The 14,412-nt window shown below is 72.0% G+C and carries 17 protein-coding genes; 6 read left to right on the forward strand and 11 right to left on the reverse strand.

Annotation, left to right across the window (positions count from 1 at the left end):
- From ORI60_RS24185 to ORI60_RS24200, 4 genes are all read right to left on the reverse strand, one after another.
- Positions 1-1,800, reverse strand: a complete 1,800-nt coding sequence (locus ORI60_RS24185) for a hypothetical protein (RefSeq protein WP_266040045.1) — start codon at positions 1,798-1,800, stop codon at positions 1-3.
- An 86-nt stretch (positions 1,801-1,886) separates the two neighbouring features.
- Entirely contained in the window at positions 1,887-2,534 is a 648-nt protein-coding gene (locus ORI60_RS24190; protein ID WP_266040046.1) for a LiaF transmembrane domain-containing protein, read from the reverse strand.
- Entirely contained in the window at positions 2,531-2,806 is a 276-nt protein-coding gene (locus ORI60_RS24195) for a DUF4342 domain-containing protein (RefSeq protein ID WP_266040048.1), read from the reverse strand. The genes ORI60_RS24190 and ORI60_RS24195 overlap by 4 nt, the downstream gene beginning before the upstream one ends.
- Before the next feature lie 255 nt (positions 2,807-3,061).
- Entirely contained in the window at positions 3,062-3,232 is a 171-nt protein-coding gene (locus ORI60_RS24200; protein WP_266040049.1) for a hypothetical protein, read from the reverse strand.
- 133 nt (positions 3,233-3,365) lie between these two features.
- Here ORI60_RS24200 and ORI60_RS24205 point away from each other — a divergent pair, with 133 nt between their 5' ends.
- Positions 3,366-4,766: a wax ester/triacylglycerol synthase family O-acyltransferase gene (locus tag ORI60_RS24205; protein WP_266040051.1), complete on the forward strand. Its 1,401-nt coding sequence runs from the start codon at positions 3,366-3,368 to the stop codon at positions 4,764-4,766.
- Here ORI60_RS24205 and ORI60_RS24210 read toward each other — a convergent pair.
- From ORI60_RS24210 to ORI60_RS24225, 4 genes are read right to left on the reverse strand one after another with little or no spacing between them, the layout of a single operon-like run.
- Positions 4,672-5,769, reverse strand: a complete 1,098-nt coding sequence (locus ORI60_RS24210; RefSeq protein WP_266040053.1) for an ABC transporter permease — start codon at positions 5,767-5,769, stop codon at positions 4,672-4,674. The two genes, ORI60_RS24205 and ORI60_RS24210, sit on opposite strands and share 95 nt — an antisense overlap.
- A complete protein-coding gene (locus ORI60_RS24215) occupies positions 5,766-6,935 on the reverse strand; it encodes an ABC transporter permease (protein ID WP_266040054.1) in 1,170 nt (389 codons plus the stop codon). The genes ORI60_RS24210 and ORI60_RS24215 overlap by 4 nt, the downstream gene beginning before the upstream one ends.
- A 2-nt stretch (positions 6,936-6,937) precedes the next feature.
- Positions 6,938-7,861 carry an ABC transporter ATP-binding protein gene (locus ORI60_RS24220; RefSeq protein WP_266040055.1) on the reverse strand — a complete coding sequence of 308 codons (924 nt, stop codon included), beginning with the start codon at positions 7,859-7,861 and terminating at the stop codon, positions 6,938-6,940.
- Complete coding sequence (locus ORI60_RS24225) at positions 7,818-8,282, reverse strand: universal stress protein (protein WP_266040057.1); 465 nt, start codon at positions 8,280-8,282, stop codon at positions 7,818-7,820. The genes ORI60_RS24220 and ORI60_RS24225 overlap by 44 nt, the downstream gene beginning before the upstream one ends.
- A 164-nt stretch (positions 8,283-8,446) precedes the next feature.
- On the opposite strand from ORI60_RS24225, the gene ORI60_RS24230 reads away from it, so the two are divergent.
- From ORI60_RS24230 to ORI60_RS24245, 4 genes are all read left to right on the forward strand, one after another.
- Positions 8,447-9,133, forward strand: a complete 687-nt coding sequence (locus ORI60_RS24230; RefSeq protein WP_266040059.1) for a CBS domain-containing protein — start codon at positions 8,447-8,449, stop codon at positions 9,131-9,133.
- Positions 9,133-9,576, forward strand: coding sequence for a universal stress protein (locus ORI60_RS24235; RefSeq protein ID WP_266040061.1), 444 nt, complete (start codon positions 9,133-9,135; stop codon positions 9,574-9,576). The genes ORI60_RS24230 and ORI60_RS24235 overlap by 1 nt, the downstream gene beginning before the upstream one ends.
- Entirely contained in the window at positions 9,573-9,788 is a 216-nt protein-coding gene (locus ORI60_RS24240; RefSeq protein WP_266040062.1) for a PLDc N-terminal domain-containing protein, read from the forward strand. The genes ORI60_RS24235 and ORI60_RS24240 overlap by 4 nt, the downstream gene beginning before the upstream one ends.
- Before the next feature lie 124 nt (positions 9,789-9,912).
- Positions 9,913-10,215: an HPF/RaiA family ribosome-associated protein gene (locus tag ORI60_RS24245; RefSeq protein WP_266040063.1), complete on the forward strand. Its 303-nt coding sequence runs from the start codon at positions 9,913-9,915 to the stop codon at positions 10,213-10,215.
- Positions 10,216-10,299: 84 nt separating this feature from the next.
- On the opposite strand, the gene ORI60_RS24250 is transcribed toward ORI60_RS24245, so the two are convergent.
- The 3 genes from ORI60_RS24250 to ORI60_RS24260 form a co-directional block, all read right to left on the reverse strand.
- On the reverse strand, positions 10,300-10,563 hold the full coding sequence (locus ORI60_RS24250) for a hypothetical protein (RefSeq protein WP_266040064.1): 264 nt from the start codon (positions 10,561-10,563) through the stop codon (positions 10,300-10,302).
- Positions 10,564-10,706: 143 nt separating this feature from the next.
- Positions 10,707-11,168, reverse strand: coding sequence for a cyclic nucleotide-binding domain-containing protein (locus tag ORI60_RS24255; protein ID WP_266040065.1), 462 nt, complete (start codon positions 11,166-11,168; stop codon positions 10,707-10,709).
- 17 nt (positions 11,169-11,185) lie between these two features.
- Positions 11,186-11,611, reverse strand: a complete 426-nt coding sequence (locus tag ORI60_RS24260) for a hypothetical protein (RefSeq protein ID WP_266040066.1) — start codon at positions 11,609-11,611, stop codon at positions 11,186-11,188.
- A gap of 132 nt (positions 11,612-11,743) precedes the next feature.
- Between ORI60_RS24260 and ORI60_RS24265 the strand changes: the two genes are divergently transcribed.
- A complete protein-coding gene (locus ORI60_RS24265) occupies positions 11,744-14,314 on the forward strand; it encodes a cation-translocating P-type ATPase (RefSeq protein ID WP_266040068.1) in 2,571 nt (856 codons plus the stop codon).
- Positions 14,315-14,412: the final 98 nt, after the last annotated feature.

The raw sequence follows: 14,412 nt of genomic DNA on the forward strand, positions 1-14,412 counted from the left end.
TCACCTCGGCTCGGGGCGGCGTCCACCCGCCAAGACCAGTGCACTGCCCACGAGGAGGCTGATCAGGCCTCCCAGCGCCAGCCAGGTCACCCCGGCGCCGGTCACCGCGAGGGGCGGCGTGCCGGTGTCCGCGCCCGGCGGTGCCGAGTCGGCGGGGGGTGCCGAGCCGGCGGGCGGCGCGGGGTCCGGGTCGGGCTGGTCGGGTCCGGGCAGGACGAAGAACGTGCGCTTGTAGTACCACTCCCACCAGGGTTCGTTGTCGCCGTTCTCCCCGTCCTGCACCACGAAGTTGTCCGGGTCGGAGTACACGAACCGCCACGCTCCGACTATGCCGAAGCGGTAGATGCCCGCGGGGATCTGGTGGAACTCGAACCGGCCTCCGGCCGTGGTGACGTCCCTGGCGACGATCTCACCGGTGACGCGGTCGGCCAGGTACACCTTCACCCCTGGCAACGCGACACCCGACGGCAGGCCCAGCAGCGGCTTGTAGCGGAAGACCGCCACGTGCCCGACGACGCGGGACGCCATGCCTCCGGGAACGCGCGCGAACGCCGTCGCGGAGGCGTAGCCGTTCGAGCTGGGTGGCGCTCCGACCCGGCAGTCCGCGCGCACGTGGCCCTGCGTCCGTGCCGCGGAGGTGATCCGCGCGGTCATCTCGAACGTCCTCGTCGCACCGGCCGGCAGCACCGCGCCGCGCGCCAGTTCACCCGCGTCGAACCCGGCCGCGGACGTGACGGTGCACTCGGCGGTGAGGTCGGTGAAGGTGCTGGTGCCGCTGTTGGTCAACGTCAGCAGCAGACGAGCCACGTCGTCCACCCGGTAGTCCTGCTGGGCGAACCGCATCGACGCCGTCAGCGTGCCCCATTCGATCTTCCGCACACCGCGCGCCACGACGTCGGGGTCGTCGGTCCCGTCGACCACCGCGGTCAGCCCGCCGAAGTGCCACCCCGGAGCGTCGAAGTAGGTCCAGTAGGTCCCACCGGGAAGGTCGAGGAAGGCGAAACGGCCGTCCGGGCCGGTGGTCGTGGTCCAGGAGTTGCTCAGTCCGTCGGACACCCGCACCGTGATGCCCGCGAGCGCCTCACCGGGGTCCGCGGCCTGGTCTCCGTCAGCGTCTCCGTAGACCAGTCCGCGGTAGGTGCCGCGGACGAACGTGATCGGCACGGAGATCGTCACCTCGTTGTCCGCCGGGTTCGCGTCCTGCTCGTCGCCGAGCGGCCGGACGGTGATCACGAGGCGCAGTTCGTCACCAGTGCCCGTCACCCGGCCGGTGAGACTGCCTTCGACGCTCTGACCCGGTTCGACGCGCATCCCGGACGGGTGGAACGGCGTCCAGTGGTGGGTGGAGAACTCGCCGGTGGACGTGACCACCGCCTGGTTGACGGCGGCGGAGCCCACGTTGGTGACGCGGACCCCGGCGGTGATCTCCTCGTGGCCCAGGTAGGAGGGCTTGTCGAACCACGCCGTCAGCGTCAGGTCCGGCAGCTCCGCCCGGGGTGCCGCGGACGGTGTTCCCGGTGCGGGCGAGGTGGTGCCTTCCGGGTCTGCCGAAGGCGGGGCCTCGGGCCGGGACGGTGGTGCGGGTGACGTGCTGGTGGTGATCGTCGTGGAAGTGGTCGCCGGCGCGCTGGTGGCCGGGGGAGTGCTGGTCGCGGGTGGTGTGCTGGTGCCGGGCTCCGCCGGCGCCGTGGTCTCCGCTGTGCCGGGGCCGGCGTCGTCCGCCGTGGCGGGTCCGGTCGACACACCGAGGCAGAGCACCGCGGACAGCACGACGGCGCCTGCCGCACGAAGTGTTCGCATGGTTCCGATCTCCTCCCTGCCGGCCGGATCGCCGGGCGTGCACGAGCTCGTTCAGCGGTCCGGGCCGGCCGATGCGATGCCCGCCGTCAGGGCTTCGGATGGTTCGCGACCTCGACGGCGCCGAACAGCGCGGTGCCGTTGACGGTCAGCACCGGCGCGTCGTCGCGGAGCCGGTCGTTGTCGGTCTTGTCGACGATCCCGCCCATGAAGGGCAACCCACCCACGGAGACGCGCCACCCTTCGGGCACCAGCACCTCGACACCGCCGAAGAGGGCGAACGCGTCAATGCTCGCTTCGCCGTCCACGTGTGCCTCGCGCAGGTCGAGCGTGGCGCCGCCGAAGATGGCGGAGACGTCGGCGTGCCGCAGGTGCTGCGTGCGTTCACGGGTGGTGGTTCCGCTCAGGATCGCGACCGGTGTGCGGGTGCCGTGGTGCCTGCGCAACCCCACGAGCACGGCGATGCCGGCGCACGCCAGCACCGTCGGCCACAGCAGGTCGCCGGTGGCCCACCCGAGCGTGCCCGTGAGCAGCACCAGCCCGGCCAGCGTGATGACGACGGAGCCGAGTGAGACCCGGCGCTGCGCGGCCATCGCCACGAGGCCGAGCCCCACCAGCGCGACGGGCCACCAGCGTCCGACGGCGTCGCCGGAGTCGAGCACGTCGGTCGCGTCGAGGATGCCGAAGACACCGAGTGCCACCAGCACCAGTCCCATCCACACCCGGACGGGTCTCATGACCGCGGCTCCTCCGGTGCGGTGCCGGTGCGGCGGTCGACCTCGATGGTCCACTCGCTCGCGATCGCGGCGACGGCACCGATCGCGGTCACGACGGGGGCGGCGATCGCGGCGACGACACCGGCGGTCACCGGGATCTCCATCACGGTGTGCCCCTTGTCGTTCTTGAGGACGAGGCGCCGGACGTTGCCCTCGTGGATGAGCTCCTTGACCTTCTCCACGAGCGCTTCACCGCGCAGCTTGCTCACCTTGGTTTCCTGTTCGACGGTCATGTCTGTCTCCCTTCCACCACCACCCTCTCGCCGGGAGCGCGCCTGCAGCAGTGCCCTCGGTCCCCTCCAGCCGCCGCGATGGTCCCGGACCGCCTCGGCATCCGCGAACGGCGATGCCGTGCTCACACCGGGATGAGGACGGGCGTCGCCGACCGGCCGTGCCACCCCGCCGCTGACGACCACGGCCCGCTGTTGGACCCCCCAGCACGCCTCCGCGAGGTCATGGTCGTCTCCTTCTCGACCTCGCCGGTGCGATCACGGGCAGGGTGAACAACAGCGACCCCGGCACGGCCAGCGGGCGCTGCAGCACCAGATGAGGTCAGGGACCCGGTCGTCGGAGTTCTGCCCGGCGAGCGCGAGGTAGCCGAACGTCCTGGCGAGCGCCACGATCCGGCGCGCGAGCTCGTTGCGCAGCGGGCGTTCCACGATGTGCTGGTCGCCTGGTACGTCCTGTCGTCAGCGTGATCCCGGCGCCGCCGTGCGGGCAGGGCCGAAGTGCTCGCGCGGAGCGGGACGCCAGGCGGTGTCGCACCGGGATCTCCCTTGCTGCACTGGGTTCATGGACCACCTCAGCCCGCTCGACGCGGCGTTCCTCGACATCGAGGACGCGGACCCGCACGCCTCGCTCGCGATCGCCTCGGTGGCGGTCGTCGAGGGACCGGCGCCGACGCACGACGAGTTCCTCGCGCTGATGCGGGCGAGGCTGCCCGTGCTGCCGCGTGCCCGGCAGAAGCTCCTCCGCGTCCCGCTCGACCTGGGCACGCCCGGCTGGCAGGACGATCCGGCGTTCAACCTCGCCTACCACGTGCGCCGCACGGCCCTGCCGGCGCCGGGCGGTGACGCCGAGCTGTCCGCGCTGATCGCCCGCGTCATGGGGCAGCGCCTGGACCGCGACCGCCCGCTGTGGGAGTACTGGGTGGTCGAGGGACTCGCGGGAGGACGCTGGGCGATCGTCGCCAAGGTGCACCACTGCCTGGTCGACGGCGTGGGCGGCACCATGCTCTACGACGTGATGTACGGCGACGCGCCCGCGCCGGACCCCGCACCGGAACAGGACGCGAGCCTGCTGTCGTTGCTGGGCGCCGCGGTGACCTCTCCGATGCGGACCGCGCGGCTGGTCGCGTCCGCGGTGAGCGGCCTGGTGTCGCTCGTCGGCTCACTGCTGCCGGTGCACGCCTCGTCATTGTTCGGGCCGCTCGGCACCGCCCGGCACTACCGGATCGTCCGCGCCTCGCTGGCCGAGGTGAAACAGGTCGCGCACACCTTCGGCGGCACCGTCAACGACGTGGTGCTCGCGGCCGTGAGCTCCGCGTACCGCGCGGTGTTGCTGGCGCGGGGTGAACGGCCCGACCCGGAGAGCGTGCGGACGATGGTGCCCGTGTCGGTGCGCGGCGACCGCAGGATGGACAACCAGGTCAGCGTCCGGCTGGCGTTCCTGCCGGTCGAGGCCGAGCACGTCGTGGACGCGCTTTCGGTGGTGCACCAACGGTTCGCCGCGCTCAAGAAGGGCAACGAGGCCGAGGCCGGGCACGCGGTGACCGAACTGGCGCGGCACGAGCCGTTCGCGCCGTTGTCGTGGAGCATCCGGCTCGGGGCGATGCTGCCGCAGCGCAGCATCGTCACGGTGACCACGAACGTTCCGGGGCCACGGGAAGAGCTTCGCGTGCTGGGCCGCCCGATCGTCGAGATCCTGCCCTACGTGCCGATCGCCGTGCGCATCAGAACGGGCATCGCCGTGCTCTCCTACGCCGACCGGCTCACCATCGGCATCACCGCCGACTACGACAGCAACCCGGACGTGGACGTGCTCGCGGAAGCGTTGCACGAGGCCTTCGCCACGCTGGTGAGCGCGGCGAAGGCCCGTGTCACGCCGTCACCGCCCGTCGCAGCCTCCAAGCGCCGAGCGCGAACAGCACGACCGCGAACCCGAGCAGCACGCCCAGGTGCGGCACCACGGTGAGGAGATCACCGCCGCGGCGGGTCAGCGCCGCGAACCCGTCGGCCGCCCAGCCGTGCGGTGTGGTGAACGCGACGGTGTGCAGCGTGGGGCTGAAGAACTCGATCGGCACCATGCACCCGCCGAACGCCGCGAGGCCCAGGCCGACCAGGATGCCGGCGCCCGTGCTCTGCTGCTGAGTGCGGCACAACGCGCCGAGCAGCAGGCCCGCCCCTCCGGAGACCAGCGCGAACGCGCCCAGCAGTGCGGCGGCGCCGAGCGGGTCGCCCCAGCGCACGCCGAACAGCAGCGCCGAGCCGACGAGCACGATCAGCCCCTGCAGCAGGGCGATGACGACCCGGCCGAGCGCCTCGCCGGCCACCACGACCCCGGCCGGTGTCGGGGTCGCGAGCATGCGCCGCGTGACACCGAGCGCGCGGGACTCGACCAGCGCGGCCGAGGTCGTGAGGGCGTTGAGGAACGTGAACAGGACGAGCTGGTTGGCCGCACCGAGGTCGAAACCGGAGTAGTCCCGGGGGAACAGCGCCTCGCCCGTGGTGCTGGTGCGGACCTCGACCGGCTCCACCCGCACGGAGTCCACAGCGGACAGTGCCGCGGCGCGGTCGAGCCCGGTGCGGGACGCGACGAAGTCACCTGCGGCGGACCGGTTCGCCTCCTGCGTCAGCGTCGTCGTGACGAGCATCCGCACCTGCTGGCCCGTGCGGTCGGGACGCACCAGCATCCGCGGGGTGTCCGTGCCGGTCCGCACCAGACCGCCGCTGACCTCGCCGTGCTCCACGGCCGAGCGCAACGCGGCCTCGTCGGGGAAGTCCTTGACCCGCAACGAGGATTCGGCGCGAAGCGCCCCGGCGTCACCCACGACCCCGAGCAGCGGGGTGGTGGCCCCGCCGAACGCGGCGCCGATGATGAAGACCAGCATCAGCGGCAGTGCCACCAGGAAGAACAGGCCGGTGCGGTCGCGCATCGCCCGACGCAGGTTCATCCAGGCGATCGAGAGGATCTTCACGGTCGCACCACCTTTCGGAACAGGATCAGGGCCACGGCGCAGGTGACCGCGGCGAACGCCGTCATGGCGGCGACCGAGGGCAGCACGGCGGCGACCCCGCCACCGGCGAGATCGGCCAGCCCGCGCAGGAACCAGCGGTGCGGCGTCACGAGACTCAGCACCTCCAGCGCACGACCGGCCTGCTCCAGCGGGAAGAACGCGCCGCCGAGCGCACCGAGCACGATCGCGACGACGGCCTGCCACCCACCGGCCTGCTCCGCGGTCTTCGCGATGGCGGCCACGACGGCCATGGCCCCGGTGGCGGCCAGCACCCCGGCGAGCACCAGCAGGCCGACGCCCGCCGGATGTCCCCAGTGCGCGCCCATGAGCAGCGAGGACGCCACCACCAGGACCGTCATGCTCAGCACACCGATGACGACACTCGTGAGCAGCTTGCCCGCGAGGATCGACGAGCGGCGCACCGGTGCCGCGAGCAACCGCGCCAACGTGCCGTCACGGCGTTCGTCGAGCAGGCCGGTGACGCCGGACTGCACGGCGAAGAACAGGAAGAACACCGCCATTCCGGCCGCGTACTGGGTCTTCGGGTCGAGCTGGCGGCGGCCCGTGGTGTCCTCGGCGACAACGGTTCCGGGCAGTGCGGCGGCCGCTTCGGCGGCGAGGTCGGCCGGCGAGGTGGTGACTCCCGAGTGGACGGTGGCGGCCACCGCGACCCGCACCGCCGCGAGGCGGCCGGTGTAGGTCTCGGCGAGCGAACGCGCCACCTGGGTACCGGTCGGAGCGTCGACGTCACCGACGACGTCGATCCGTGCCGCCCGGCCCGCGGTCACGTCCTCGGTGAGGCCTTCCGGCAGCAGGAACGCCGCCGTCGCCTCACCCTTGTCCACCAGCGCCTGGGCTTCCGCCGCCGTCGGCACCGATCGGATCTGGATCGCGCCGTTCGCCGCCGCGCCGCGCAGCACCTCGTCGGTGAACGTCGTGGCGACGACGCCTCTGTCGGCGTCGGCCACCACGTAGCGGAACACCTCGCCGTCGCCGGCGATGTTGCCCAGGATCAACGTGAACACGCCCGCGAGACCGAGCGGCAGCACGAGTGCGAGCACGTAGGCGGTGCGGTCGCGAGCCCGCTCTCGCAGGTCGCGCAGAGCGATCAGCAGTGCTTGTCGCATGGTCACTCCCGCAGCGCTTTGCCGGTGAGGTGCAGGAAGACCGTCTCCAGATCGGGCTCGGTCACCTCGACGGAGCGCACCACGACCCCGTTGGAGGAGATGGCCGACAGCACGACGGGCAGGCACTCCCGCGCGTCGTCGACGACCAGGTCGAGCCCGTGGCCGTGCACCGCCACGTTCCTCACGTCGCGGAGGTCGCCGAGCATCGCCGCGGCATGGGCGAGATCGCCGTCCAGCAGCAACGAGATCCGGTCCCGCTCACCGAGCTTCTCCACCAGTTCGCGGCGCGTGCCCTCGGCGATGAGCCGCCCGGAGTCGATCACGCCGACCCGGTCGCAGAGCCGTTCGGCCTCCTCCATGTAGTGCGTGGTGTAGAGGATGGCCATGCCCGCGGCGGCGAGCGCCCGGACGTTGTCCATGATCTGGTTGCGGCTCTGCGGATCTACGCCCGCGGTGGGCTCGTCGAGCACCAGCAGACGCGGTTCGTGCAGCAGCCCGACCGCCACGTTCAGCCGCCGTTTCATGCCGCCGGAGTACTCGCGGGCCAGGTCGCCCGCGCGATCGGTCAGGCCGACCACGTCGAGCACGTGGTCGACGCGCGAGCGGGCGGCGCCGTAGAGGCTCGCGAAGAACCGCAGGTTCTCCCTCCCCGTCAGGTCGGGGTAGAGCGCGAGTTCCTGCGGCACGTAGCCGACCAGCCGTTTGGCGGCGATGGCGCGCGTCGACATCGGCTGTCCGGCGACGACCACCTCACCGGCGTCCGGCTCGAGCACGCCGGTGATCATCGAGATGGTGGTGGTTTTGCCGGCGCCGTTGGGCCCGAGCAGACCGTAGGTCTCGCCTTCCGCGATCGTGAACGAGACGTCGTCGACGGCCTGGACGTCACCGAACCTGCGGCTCAGGCCGGAGCATGAGAGGACCGTCATGGCGCGCTCCTTCCAACGGGACCACGACGACGGGGCAAAGGGCGTGCCGCAGGCAGTAGCTCGTGACGGAGCTCATCACCAGCACGTCCGCCCTGTGCGAGCCGTGCTCACCGACGACCAGGCAGGCCTCGCCGGCGGACCGTGCCACGAGGACCGGACCCGCCACGCCCTGCGGCACCTCCGTGTCGATGCGGACGTCGAGCACCGACGGGCCGAGCGACTCCAAGGCGGCCTCCAGGTCGTGGCGGTGCCTCTCGCTGAACGGGTCGACGCCCTCGTCGAGCGAGGGGTTCAGTTGACAGACCGACAGCGCCAGCACGGACGCGCCGGTGCGCTTGGCCTCCGCGACGGCCCAGGCGAGCGCTCCTCGCGCGGCGGGGGAGCCGTCGACGCCGACGACTATGCGGGGCTTGTCGTTCATGAGCTGCTCCTCGGGTGGGTTCGCTGATCAGCGTGCCCAGTGCGCGACGCCGCCGCGCAGAGCCCTTCGTCCCGTACCGGCACCGGCTTTCGCACGTGTCGTGGGTGTCCGGCGTGGATGAACGCTGGGGTGCACGGACAACCGGCGACTTGCGGAGGACTGCCATGCGCGAACCCACCGTGGCCTCACTGATGACCGCCGAGGTCATCGGTGCGGGCCCCGACACCCCGTTCCAGGACCTCGTGCGACTGCTCGGCGACAACAAGGTCAGTGCGCTGCCGGTGGTCGAGGCCGACCGGCCCGTCGGAGTGGTCTCCGAGGCCGACCTGCTGCCGAAGGAGGAGTTCCGGGCGGGAGCCGAGGAGCCTCCCGGCTTCTTCGCCGCCCGCGCGGAGAAGCACCGCTGGGCGCAGTCCGCCGGGCTCACGGCCCGGGACGTCATGAGCACTCCGGTGTGGACGACGACGCCGGACACCCCGGCGAGCAGGGCGGCCCGCGAGCTCGCGACCGCGGGCGTGCGCAGGCTGTTCGTGGTCGACGGCGAAGGCGTGCTGGTCGGCGTGCTGTCCCGCCGGGACCTGCTGCGGCTGTTCGTCCGGGAGGACGCCGACCTGCGTCGTGAGATCCAGGACGAGGTGTTCGGCCGGACGCTGTGGGTCGACCCGCTGACCATCGGTGTCACCGTCTCCCGGGGCGTCGTCACGTTGAGCGGCCGGTTGGAGCGGCGCAGCGAGATCGAGATCGCCGAGCACCTCGTGCGGTCGATGCCCGGTGTGGTGGAGGTCCACAACAACCTGAGGCCGGACTGGGACGACTCGAAGCGCCCGCGCCAGACCGAGATCTTCGGCTGATGGCAGGCCGGATCGTGGTCGGGGTCGACGGCTCGCCGGTCTCGGCGGCGGCCCTGCTCTGGGCCGTGGACGAGGCCGTGCGGCGGGACTGCGACGTGGCGGCGGTGTCGGTGTGGCACCGCGACGACGGTCTCGTCGCGGGCCCGCTGCCCGCGGACGTGGCCGCGCAGCTGGCGGAGGACCACCAGAGGTCTCTCGGGCAGACCGCCTTGGACGAGGCGCTCTACGACATCGGCAACGTCGGCGCGCGCATCCGTCCCGTGCTCGCCGAGGGCGATCCGCGAGGCGTGCTGGTGGACGCGTCCGCGGACGCCGAGCTTCTCGTCGTCGGCAACCGCGGGCACGGCGCGGTCGCCGAGGCGCTGCTCGGCTCCGTCAGTGCACATTGCCTGCACCACGCGGCCTGCCCCGTCGTGGTCGTGAAGGAGGCGAAGACCGGATGAGAAGGAAGCATTGGAGCGAACTGACCCCGTGGCAGCGCAGGACGGCGGTGGCGACCGGCGTCGCCGAGGTCGCTTTCGCCGCGGCGGCGTGGACCGACCTGGCGTTGCGCCCGCCGCAGTTCGTGCGGGGCAGGAAGCTGTGGTGGGCGCTGGCGATCCTGGTGAACTTCGCCGGCCCGATCGCCTACTTCCGCTGGGGCAGGAGGGCCTGACTCCCGCAGGAGGAGGATCCGCCGACCAGGGACCCAGGTCCCGGACCGGACGGCACCTTGGCACCTGTCGGCGGGTGATCGAGTTCGGCGACAGTGCAGGCATCAGCAATCGTGGAGGTGTTCGATGAAGCACGCAGGCGCGACCGAGATCGGCAACGTCGTGGTGGAGCTCGGCGAGCGGGTACCGGCCGAAGCGCGGCAGTACGCGCACGACAAGATCGCACCGCTCAGCCGCTACGCACCCGCGCCGGTGCCGTTCGCACGAGTGCGGCTGACCAGCACAGGACCGCGCACGATCGCGGTGCGGGTGAACCTCGACGTGAACGGGACCTCGTTGCCCGCGCAGGCCGAGGCCGCCACGTTCGCGGAGGCGGTCGACGAGGTGCACGACCAGCTGCACACCCGTCTGCTGAAGATGCACAACTGACGGAGCACCAAGACGAAGGGCGCCTCCCACCAGGGGAAGCGCCCTTCGTGCTGGACGAGGACCACGCGGCTGACCGGGTCCGCCTCACGGGCGTTCGAGCAACTCCGCGACCTCGCCGGGGTGTGCGGCCGGGCTGGTCGACCTGACGCCGTTGCTCCAGCCCAGGTCCTCGTTCCAGCGCAGCACGGTGCCTCGTCCGGTGACCACCTCGCCGCGCTTGGGTCGTGACGCCGAGAGTTCCAGGACGACCTGCGCGACGTCGATTCCCTGGCAGGCGAGCCGGTCGACGACCTCGTCGAAGTAACGGGCGATCGCGACCGGGGTCCGGGTAGCGGCGGTGTGGTGCACTCCAGGCCTCCTGTGGGCTGTGCGAACGCCCACACTCTGCGTCGTCTGGAGCAGTTGTCCCAGGGGCCAAGGTCCCGTCCTGGCTGGGACCGCGGGAGGGACCGGAGGATCATTCCAGGTCACCTGGCAGGTTCCGGCGGTGGTCAGGAGGGACCGCTGGGGAGGTCCAGCAGTCTGGTCCTGGTGGCCTGCAAGCGGTTCAGCAGAGCGTCGACCAGGATCAGGGACAGCTGGTAGCCGAACGCCGGGTCCTCGTCGGCGAGGTTGCGCAGTGCCGCGGTGTCGACCACCACCGCTCGCGTGGGTGACACGACCGTCGCGCCGAAGTGCCACCGGTACGGCGGCACCAGCCACGACCACCCGACGAGCTCACCCGGTCCGACGCTCTGCACCGCGACCCGGCCGCGCCCCGGTGCGAGGGCGTCCACCACGACGCACCCCGACACCACCACCCAGCACTGGTCGGCGACCCCGCCCTCGTCGAACAGCCGGGTCCGCGGTGCGTAGGTCTCGACCCGGCTCACTCCCGCGATCGCCGCGCGTTGGGTGTGCGACAGCTTCGTGAGCAGAGGGAGGGAATCGAGTTCGGCCATCGTCGTTGCCATGCGGTTCACCTGTGCCTCTACGTCGTCGAATACGGCTCGTGGTGCTCGATGGACCGCGACACCTCGGGCGGGTGGTTGTGCCCGCGGCGCTGCTCGGTCAGTTCCTCGGCGAACTGCTCCTGACGTTCCTCGCCGCGGTAGCGGGCGAGGACGGTCATCGTGATCGCGTGCGCCACGGCCAGCAGGAGCAGCACGATTCCGAGCTTGGTCACGAGTTTCTGCAGTTCACCGTCGACCGGCAGGTCGACCGTGGAGACCAGGGCGACGAGGCCGAGCACGATCAGCGTGAACAAGGTCGTGGTGAGCCAGCTCGCGGCCACGCTCATACCGCGGTTCGCGTCGTCGCCGAGGTACCTGCGGCCGCTGATGGTGATGATCACGGCGTCGACGACGACGAGCAGCGTGCTGACGAGGAGGAAGGCGATGTAGCTGTCGGTGTCCATACCGACCAGCGTCCGGGCGGCACGTCCGGGGGACCAGGGTCGTGGGCCCGCTGGGCGACGGTGCGCATTGGTCCCGGCCCGCAGGGACGTCATGCCCTGTCCGCTGCCCATCAGCGGCGATGAGATGCACTTATGACTGTCGCGACAACGGGACTCTCCTCGGCCGAGGCGGCGAGGCGACTGCACGACGACGGGCCGAACGAGCTGCCGCGGGCACGACGGCGGCACCCGCTGCTGTTGCTGGTCGAGCAGCTGGTGCACTTCTTCGCGCTGATGCTGTGGGCCGCCGCTGTGCTGGCGTTCGTCGCCGGCATGCCTGCCCTGGCCGTGGCGATCACGGTCGTGGTCGTGCTCAACGGCGCCTTCGCGTTCGCGCAAGAACACCGGGCCGACCGCGCGGCGCAGCGCCTGCGCGACCTCATGCCGTTGCGTGCCACGGTGCGCAGGGACGGCCATCTCAGCCAGATCGACGCCTCCGAACTGGTCGTCGGCGACGAGCTGGTGCTGGAGCCCGGCGCGCGGATCTGCGCCGACGGCGAGGTGCTCACCGCTTCGGGGCTCGCCGTCGACGAGTCGATGCTGACCGGCGAGAGCGTGTCGACGAGACCGGGTGCCGGGCAGGAGGTCTACGCGGGCACCTACGTCGCGGAAGGCGAGGCGGAGGTGCTGGTGACCGCGACCGGCGGGCACACGAAGCTCGCCGGCATCGCGGCGCTGACCCAGGAGGCCAAGCCACCCCGCAGCCCTCTCGCGGCCCAGCTGCACAAGGTCGTGGTGGTCGTCGCCGTGCTGGCCGTGCTGATGGGCGCGGTCTTCTTCGGCGTCGCGGTGCTGCTCGGGCTCCCGCTCGTCGAGGGGTTCCTGTTCGCCATCGGTGTCACGGTGGCGCTCGTGCCGGAAGGGCTGCTGCCGACCGTCACCCTCTCGCTGGCCCGTGCGGCGCAGAACATGGCGGCCCGCAACGCGCTGGTGCGCAAGCTCGACGCGGTGGAGACGCTGGGCGCGACGACGTTCATCTGCACCGACAAGACCGGCACGCTGACCCGCAACGAGATGTCGGTCGTGCACGTGTGGACGAGCGGTGGCGAGGTGACCGTGCACGGCACCGGCTACGAGCCGACCGCCACCGTGAGCGGTGCTCCGCGGGCGATCGACCGGGTGCGGGACCTCGCCTCCAGCGCGAAGCGCTGCTCGCCGGTCGCCCACGCGCTCCACCAGGACGGCAAGTGGCTTCCCGTCGGCGACCCGATGGAGGTCGCCCTGCACGTCCTCGCCGCACGCGTGGGCGTGGACGGCCCGTCGGCGGACTCCGTGCGGTTCCCGTTCGACCCCCGCCGCCGCCGATCGTCCGTTGTGGACTCCGATGGTGTGCACGTGACCGGGGCGCCGGAGACGGTCCTGCCGCTGTGCGTGACGACGCGTGGGGCTGAAGACGCCATCGCGGCACTGACCCAGCGCGGGTTGCGCGTGCTGGCGGTGGCGCGCAGGCCGGCGCGGCCGGGTGACGAGGACTCCTGGCAGCAGGCCGAACAGGACCTCGAACTCCTCGGCCTGGTGGGCCTGCAGGACCCGCCGCGCGACGACGTGGAGGAGGCGATCGCGTCGTGCCGGTCCGCGGGCATCCGTCTCGCCATGATCACCGGCGACCACCCGGCCACCGCGCGGGCCATCGCCGACCAGGTGGGCCTGCTCGGTCCCGACCGGCTCGTCGTGGAGGGCTCCGCCCTGCCGGCGGATCCGGACGAGCTGGGCGCGTTGCTGGACCACGACGGCGTCGTGGTCGCACGCGTCACCCCGGCGGACAAGCTGCGCATCGCGATGGCGTTGCAGCGCAGGGGACACGTGGTCGCGATGACCGGGGACGGCGTGAACGACGGCCCGGCGTTGCGTGCCGCCGATGTCGGGATCGCGATGGGCTCCTCCGGCACGGACGTGGCGCGCGAGGCGGCCGACCTGGTGCTGCTGGACGACCACTTCGGCACGATCGTCGCCGCGGTCGAACAGGGTCGTGCCACGTTCGCGAACATCCGCCGCTTCCTCACCTACCACCTGACCGACAACGTCGCCGAGCTCACCCCGTTCGTGGTGTGGGCGTTGTCCGGTGGGTCGATCCCGCTGGCGATCACCGTGCTGCAGGTGCTGGCGCTGGACATCGGCACCGACCTGCTGCCCGCGCTCGCGCTGGGCGCCGAGCCGCCGAACAAGCACACCATGCGCGGCAAGCTGCGCACCGGCTCGCTCGTCGACGGCGCGTTGCTGCGCAGGGTCTTCGGCGTGCTCGGCCCCGCCGAGGCGCTGATGTCGATGCTCGCCTTCCTGGTCGTGCTGGTGGCGGGCGGCTGGCGGTTCGGCGACGTGCCGGACGCCGCGTTGCTCGCGACCGCGTCGGGCACCGCGTTCACCGCGATCGTGTTCGGCCAGCTGGCGAACGCCTACGCGTGCCGCAGCGTGAGCCGGCCCGTGTGGCGAACCGGCCTGCGGGGCAACAGGTTGCTGCTGTGGGCGGTGGCGTTCGAGCTCGTCGTGCTCGTGGTGTTCCTGTTCGTGCCACCGCTGCCGGACCTGCTCGGCGGGCACGGCCCGTCGGCGCTCGGCTGGGCACTCGCCGCCGCCACGGTGCCGGTGGTGGTGCTCGCCGATGCCGCAGTGAAGGTGGTTCTGGCACGGCGGCTGAACTCCGCGCAGCGGCCCCTCACGCGCTGAGGAACGAGGGCTGGACGTGGGGGGGGGGGGGGGGGGGGGGGGGGGGGGGGGGGGGGGGGGCGGGGGCGGGGGGGGGGGGCGGGGGGGCGGGGGGGGGG

It is taken from the genome of Lentzea sp. NEAU-D7 (assembly GCF_026242055.1).
Lineage (GTDB): Bacteria > Actinomycetota > Actinomycetes > Mycobacteriales > Pseudonocardiaceae > Lentzea.

Excerpts from the sequence above, each read along its gene's own strand:
- ORI60_RS24245 (WP_266040063.1), top strand. The coding sequence starts at position 9,913 with ATGAAGCACGCAGGCGCGACCGAGATCGGCAACGTCGTGGTGGAGCTC.
- ORI60_RS24225 (WP_266040057.1), bottom strand. The coding sequence starts at position 8,282 with ATGAACGACAAGCCCCGCATAGTCGTCGGCGTCGACGGCTCCCCCGCC.
- ORI60_RS24185 (WP_266040045.1), bottom strand. The coding sequence starts at position 1,800 with ATGCGAACACTTCGTGCGGCAGGCGCCGTCGTGCTGTCCGCGGTGCTC.
- ORI60_RS24265 (WP_266040068.1), top strand. The coding sequence starts at position 11,744 with ATGACTGTCGCGACAACGGGACTCTCCTCGGCCGAGGCGGCGAGGCGA.
- ORI60_RS24240 (WP_266040062.1), top strand. The coding sequence starts at position 9,573 with ATGAGAAGGAAGCATTGGAGCGAACTGACCCCGTGGCAGCGCAGGACG.
- ORI60_RS24255 (WP_266040065.1), bottom strand. The coding sequence starts at position 11,168 with ATGGCAACGACGATGGCCGAACTCGATTCCCTCCCTCTGCTCACGAAG.
- ORI60_RS24220 (WP_266040055.1), bottom strand. The coding sequence starts at position 7,861 with ATGACGGTCCTCTCATGCTCCGGCCTGAGCCGCAGGTTCGGTGACGTC.
- ORI60_RS24205 (WP_266040051.1), top strand. The coding sequence starts at position 3,366 with ATGGACCACCTCAGCCCGCTCGACGCGGCGTTCCTCGACATCGAGGAC.
- ORI60_RS24230 (WP_266040059.1), top strand. The coding sequence starts at position 8,447 with ATGCGCGAACCCACCGTGGCCTCACTGATGACCGCCGAGGTCATCGGT.
- ORI60_RS24235 (WP_266040061.1), top strand. The coding sequence starts at position 9,133 with ATGGCAGGCCGGATCGTGGTCGGGGTCGACGGCTCGCCGGTCTCGGCG.
- ORI60_RS24260 (WP_266040066.1), bottom strand. The coding sequence starts at position 11,611 with ATGGACACCGACAGCTACATCGCCTTCCTCCTCGTCAGCACGCTGCTC.
- ORI60_RS24215 (WP_266040054.1), bottom strand. The coding sequence starts at position 6,935 with ATGCGACAAGCACTGCTGATCGCTCTGCGCGACCTGCGAGAGCGGGCT.
- ORI60_RS24195 (WP_266040048.1), bottom strand. The coding sequence starts at position 2,806 with ATGACCGTCGAACAGGAAACCAAGGTGAGCAAGCTGCGCGGTGAAGCG.
- ORI60_RS24190 (WP_266040046.1), bottom strand. The coding sequence starts at position 2,534 with ATGAGACCCGTCCGGGTGTGGATGGGACTGGTGCTGGTGGCACTCGGT.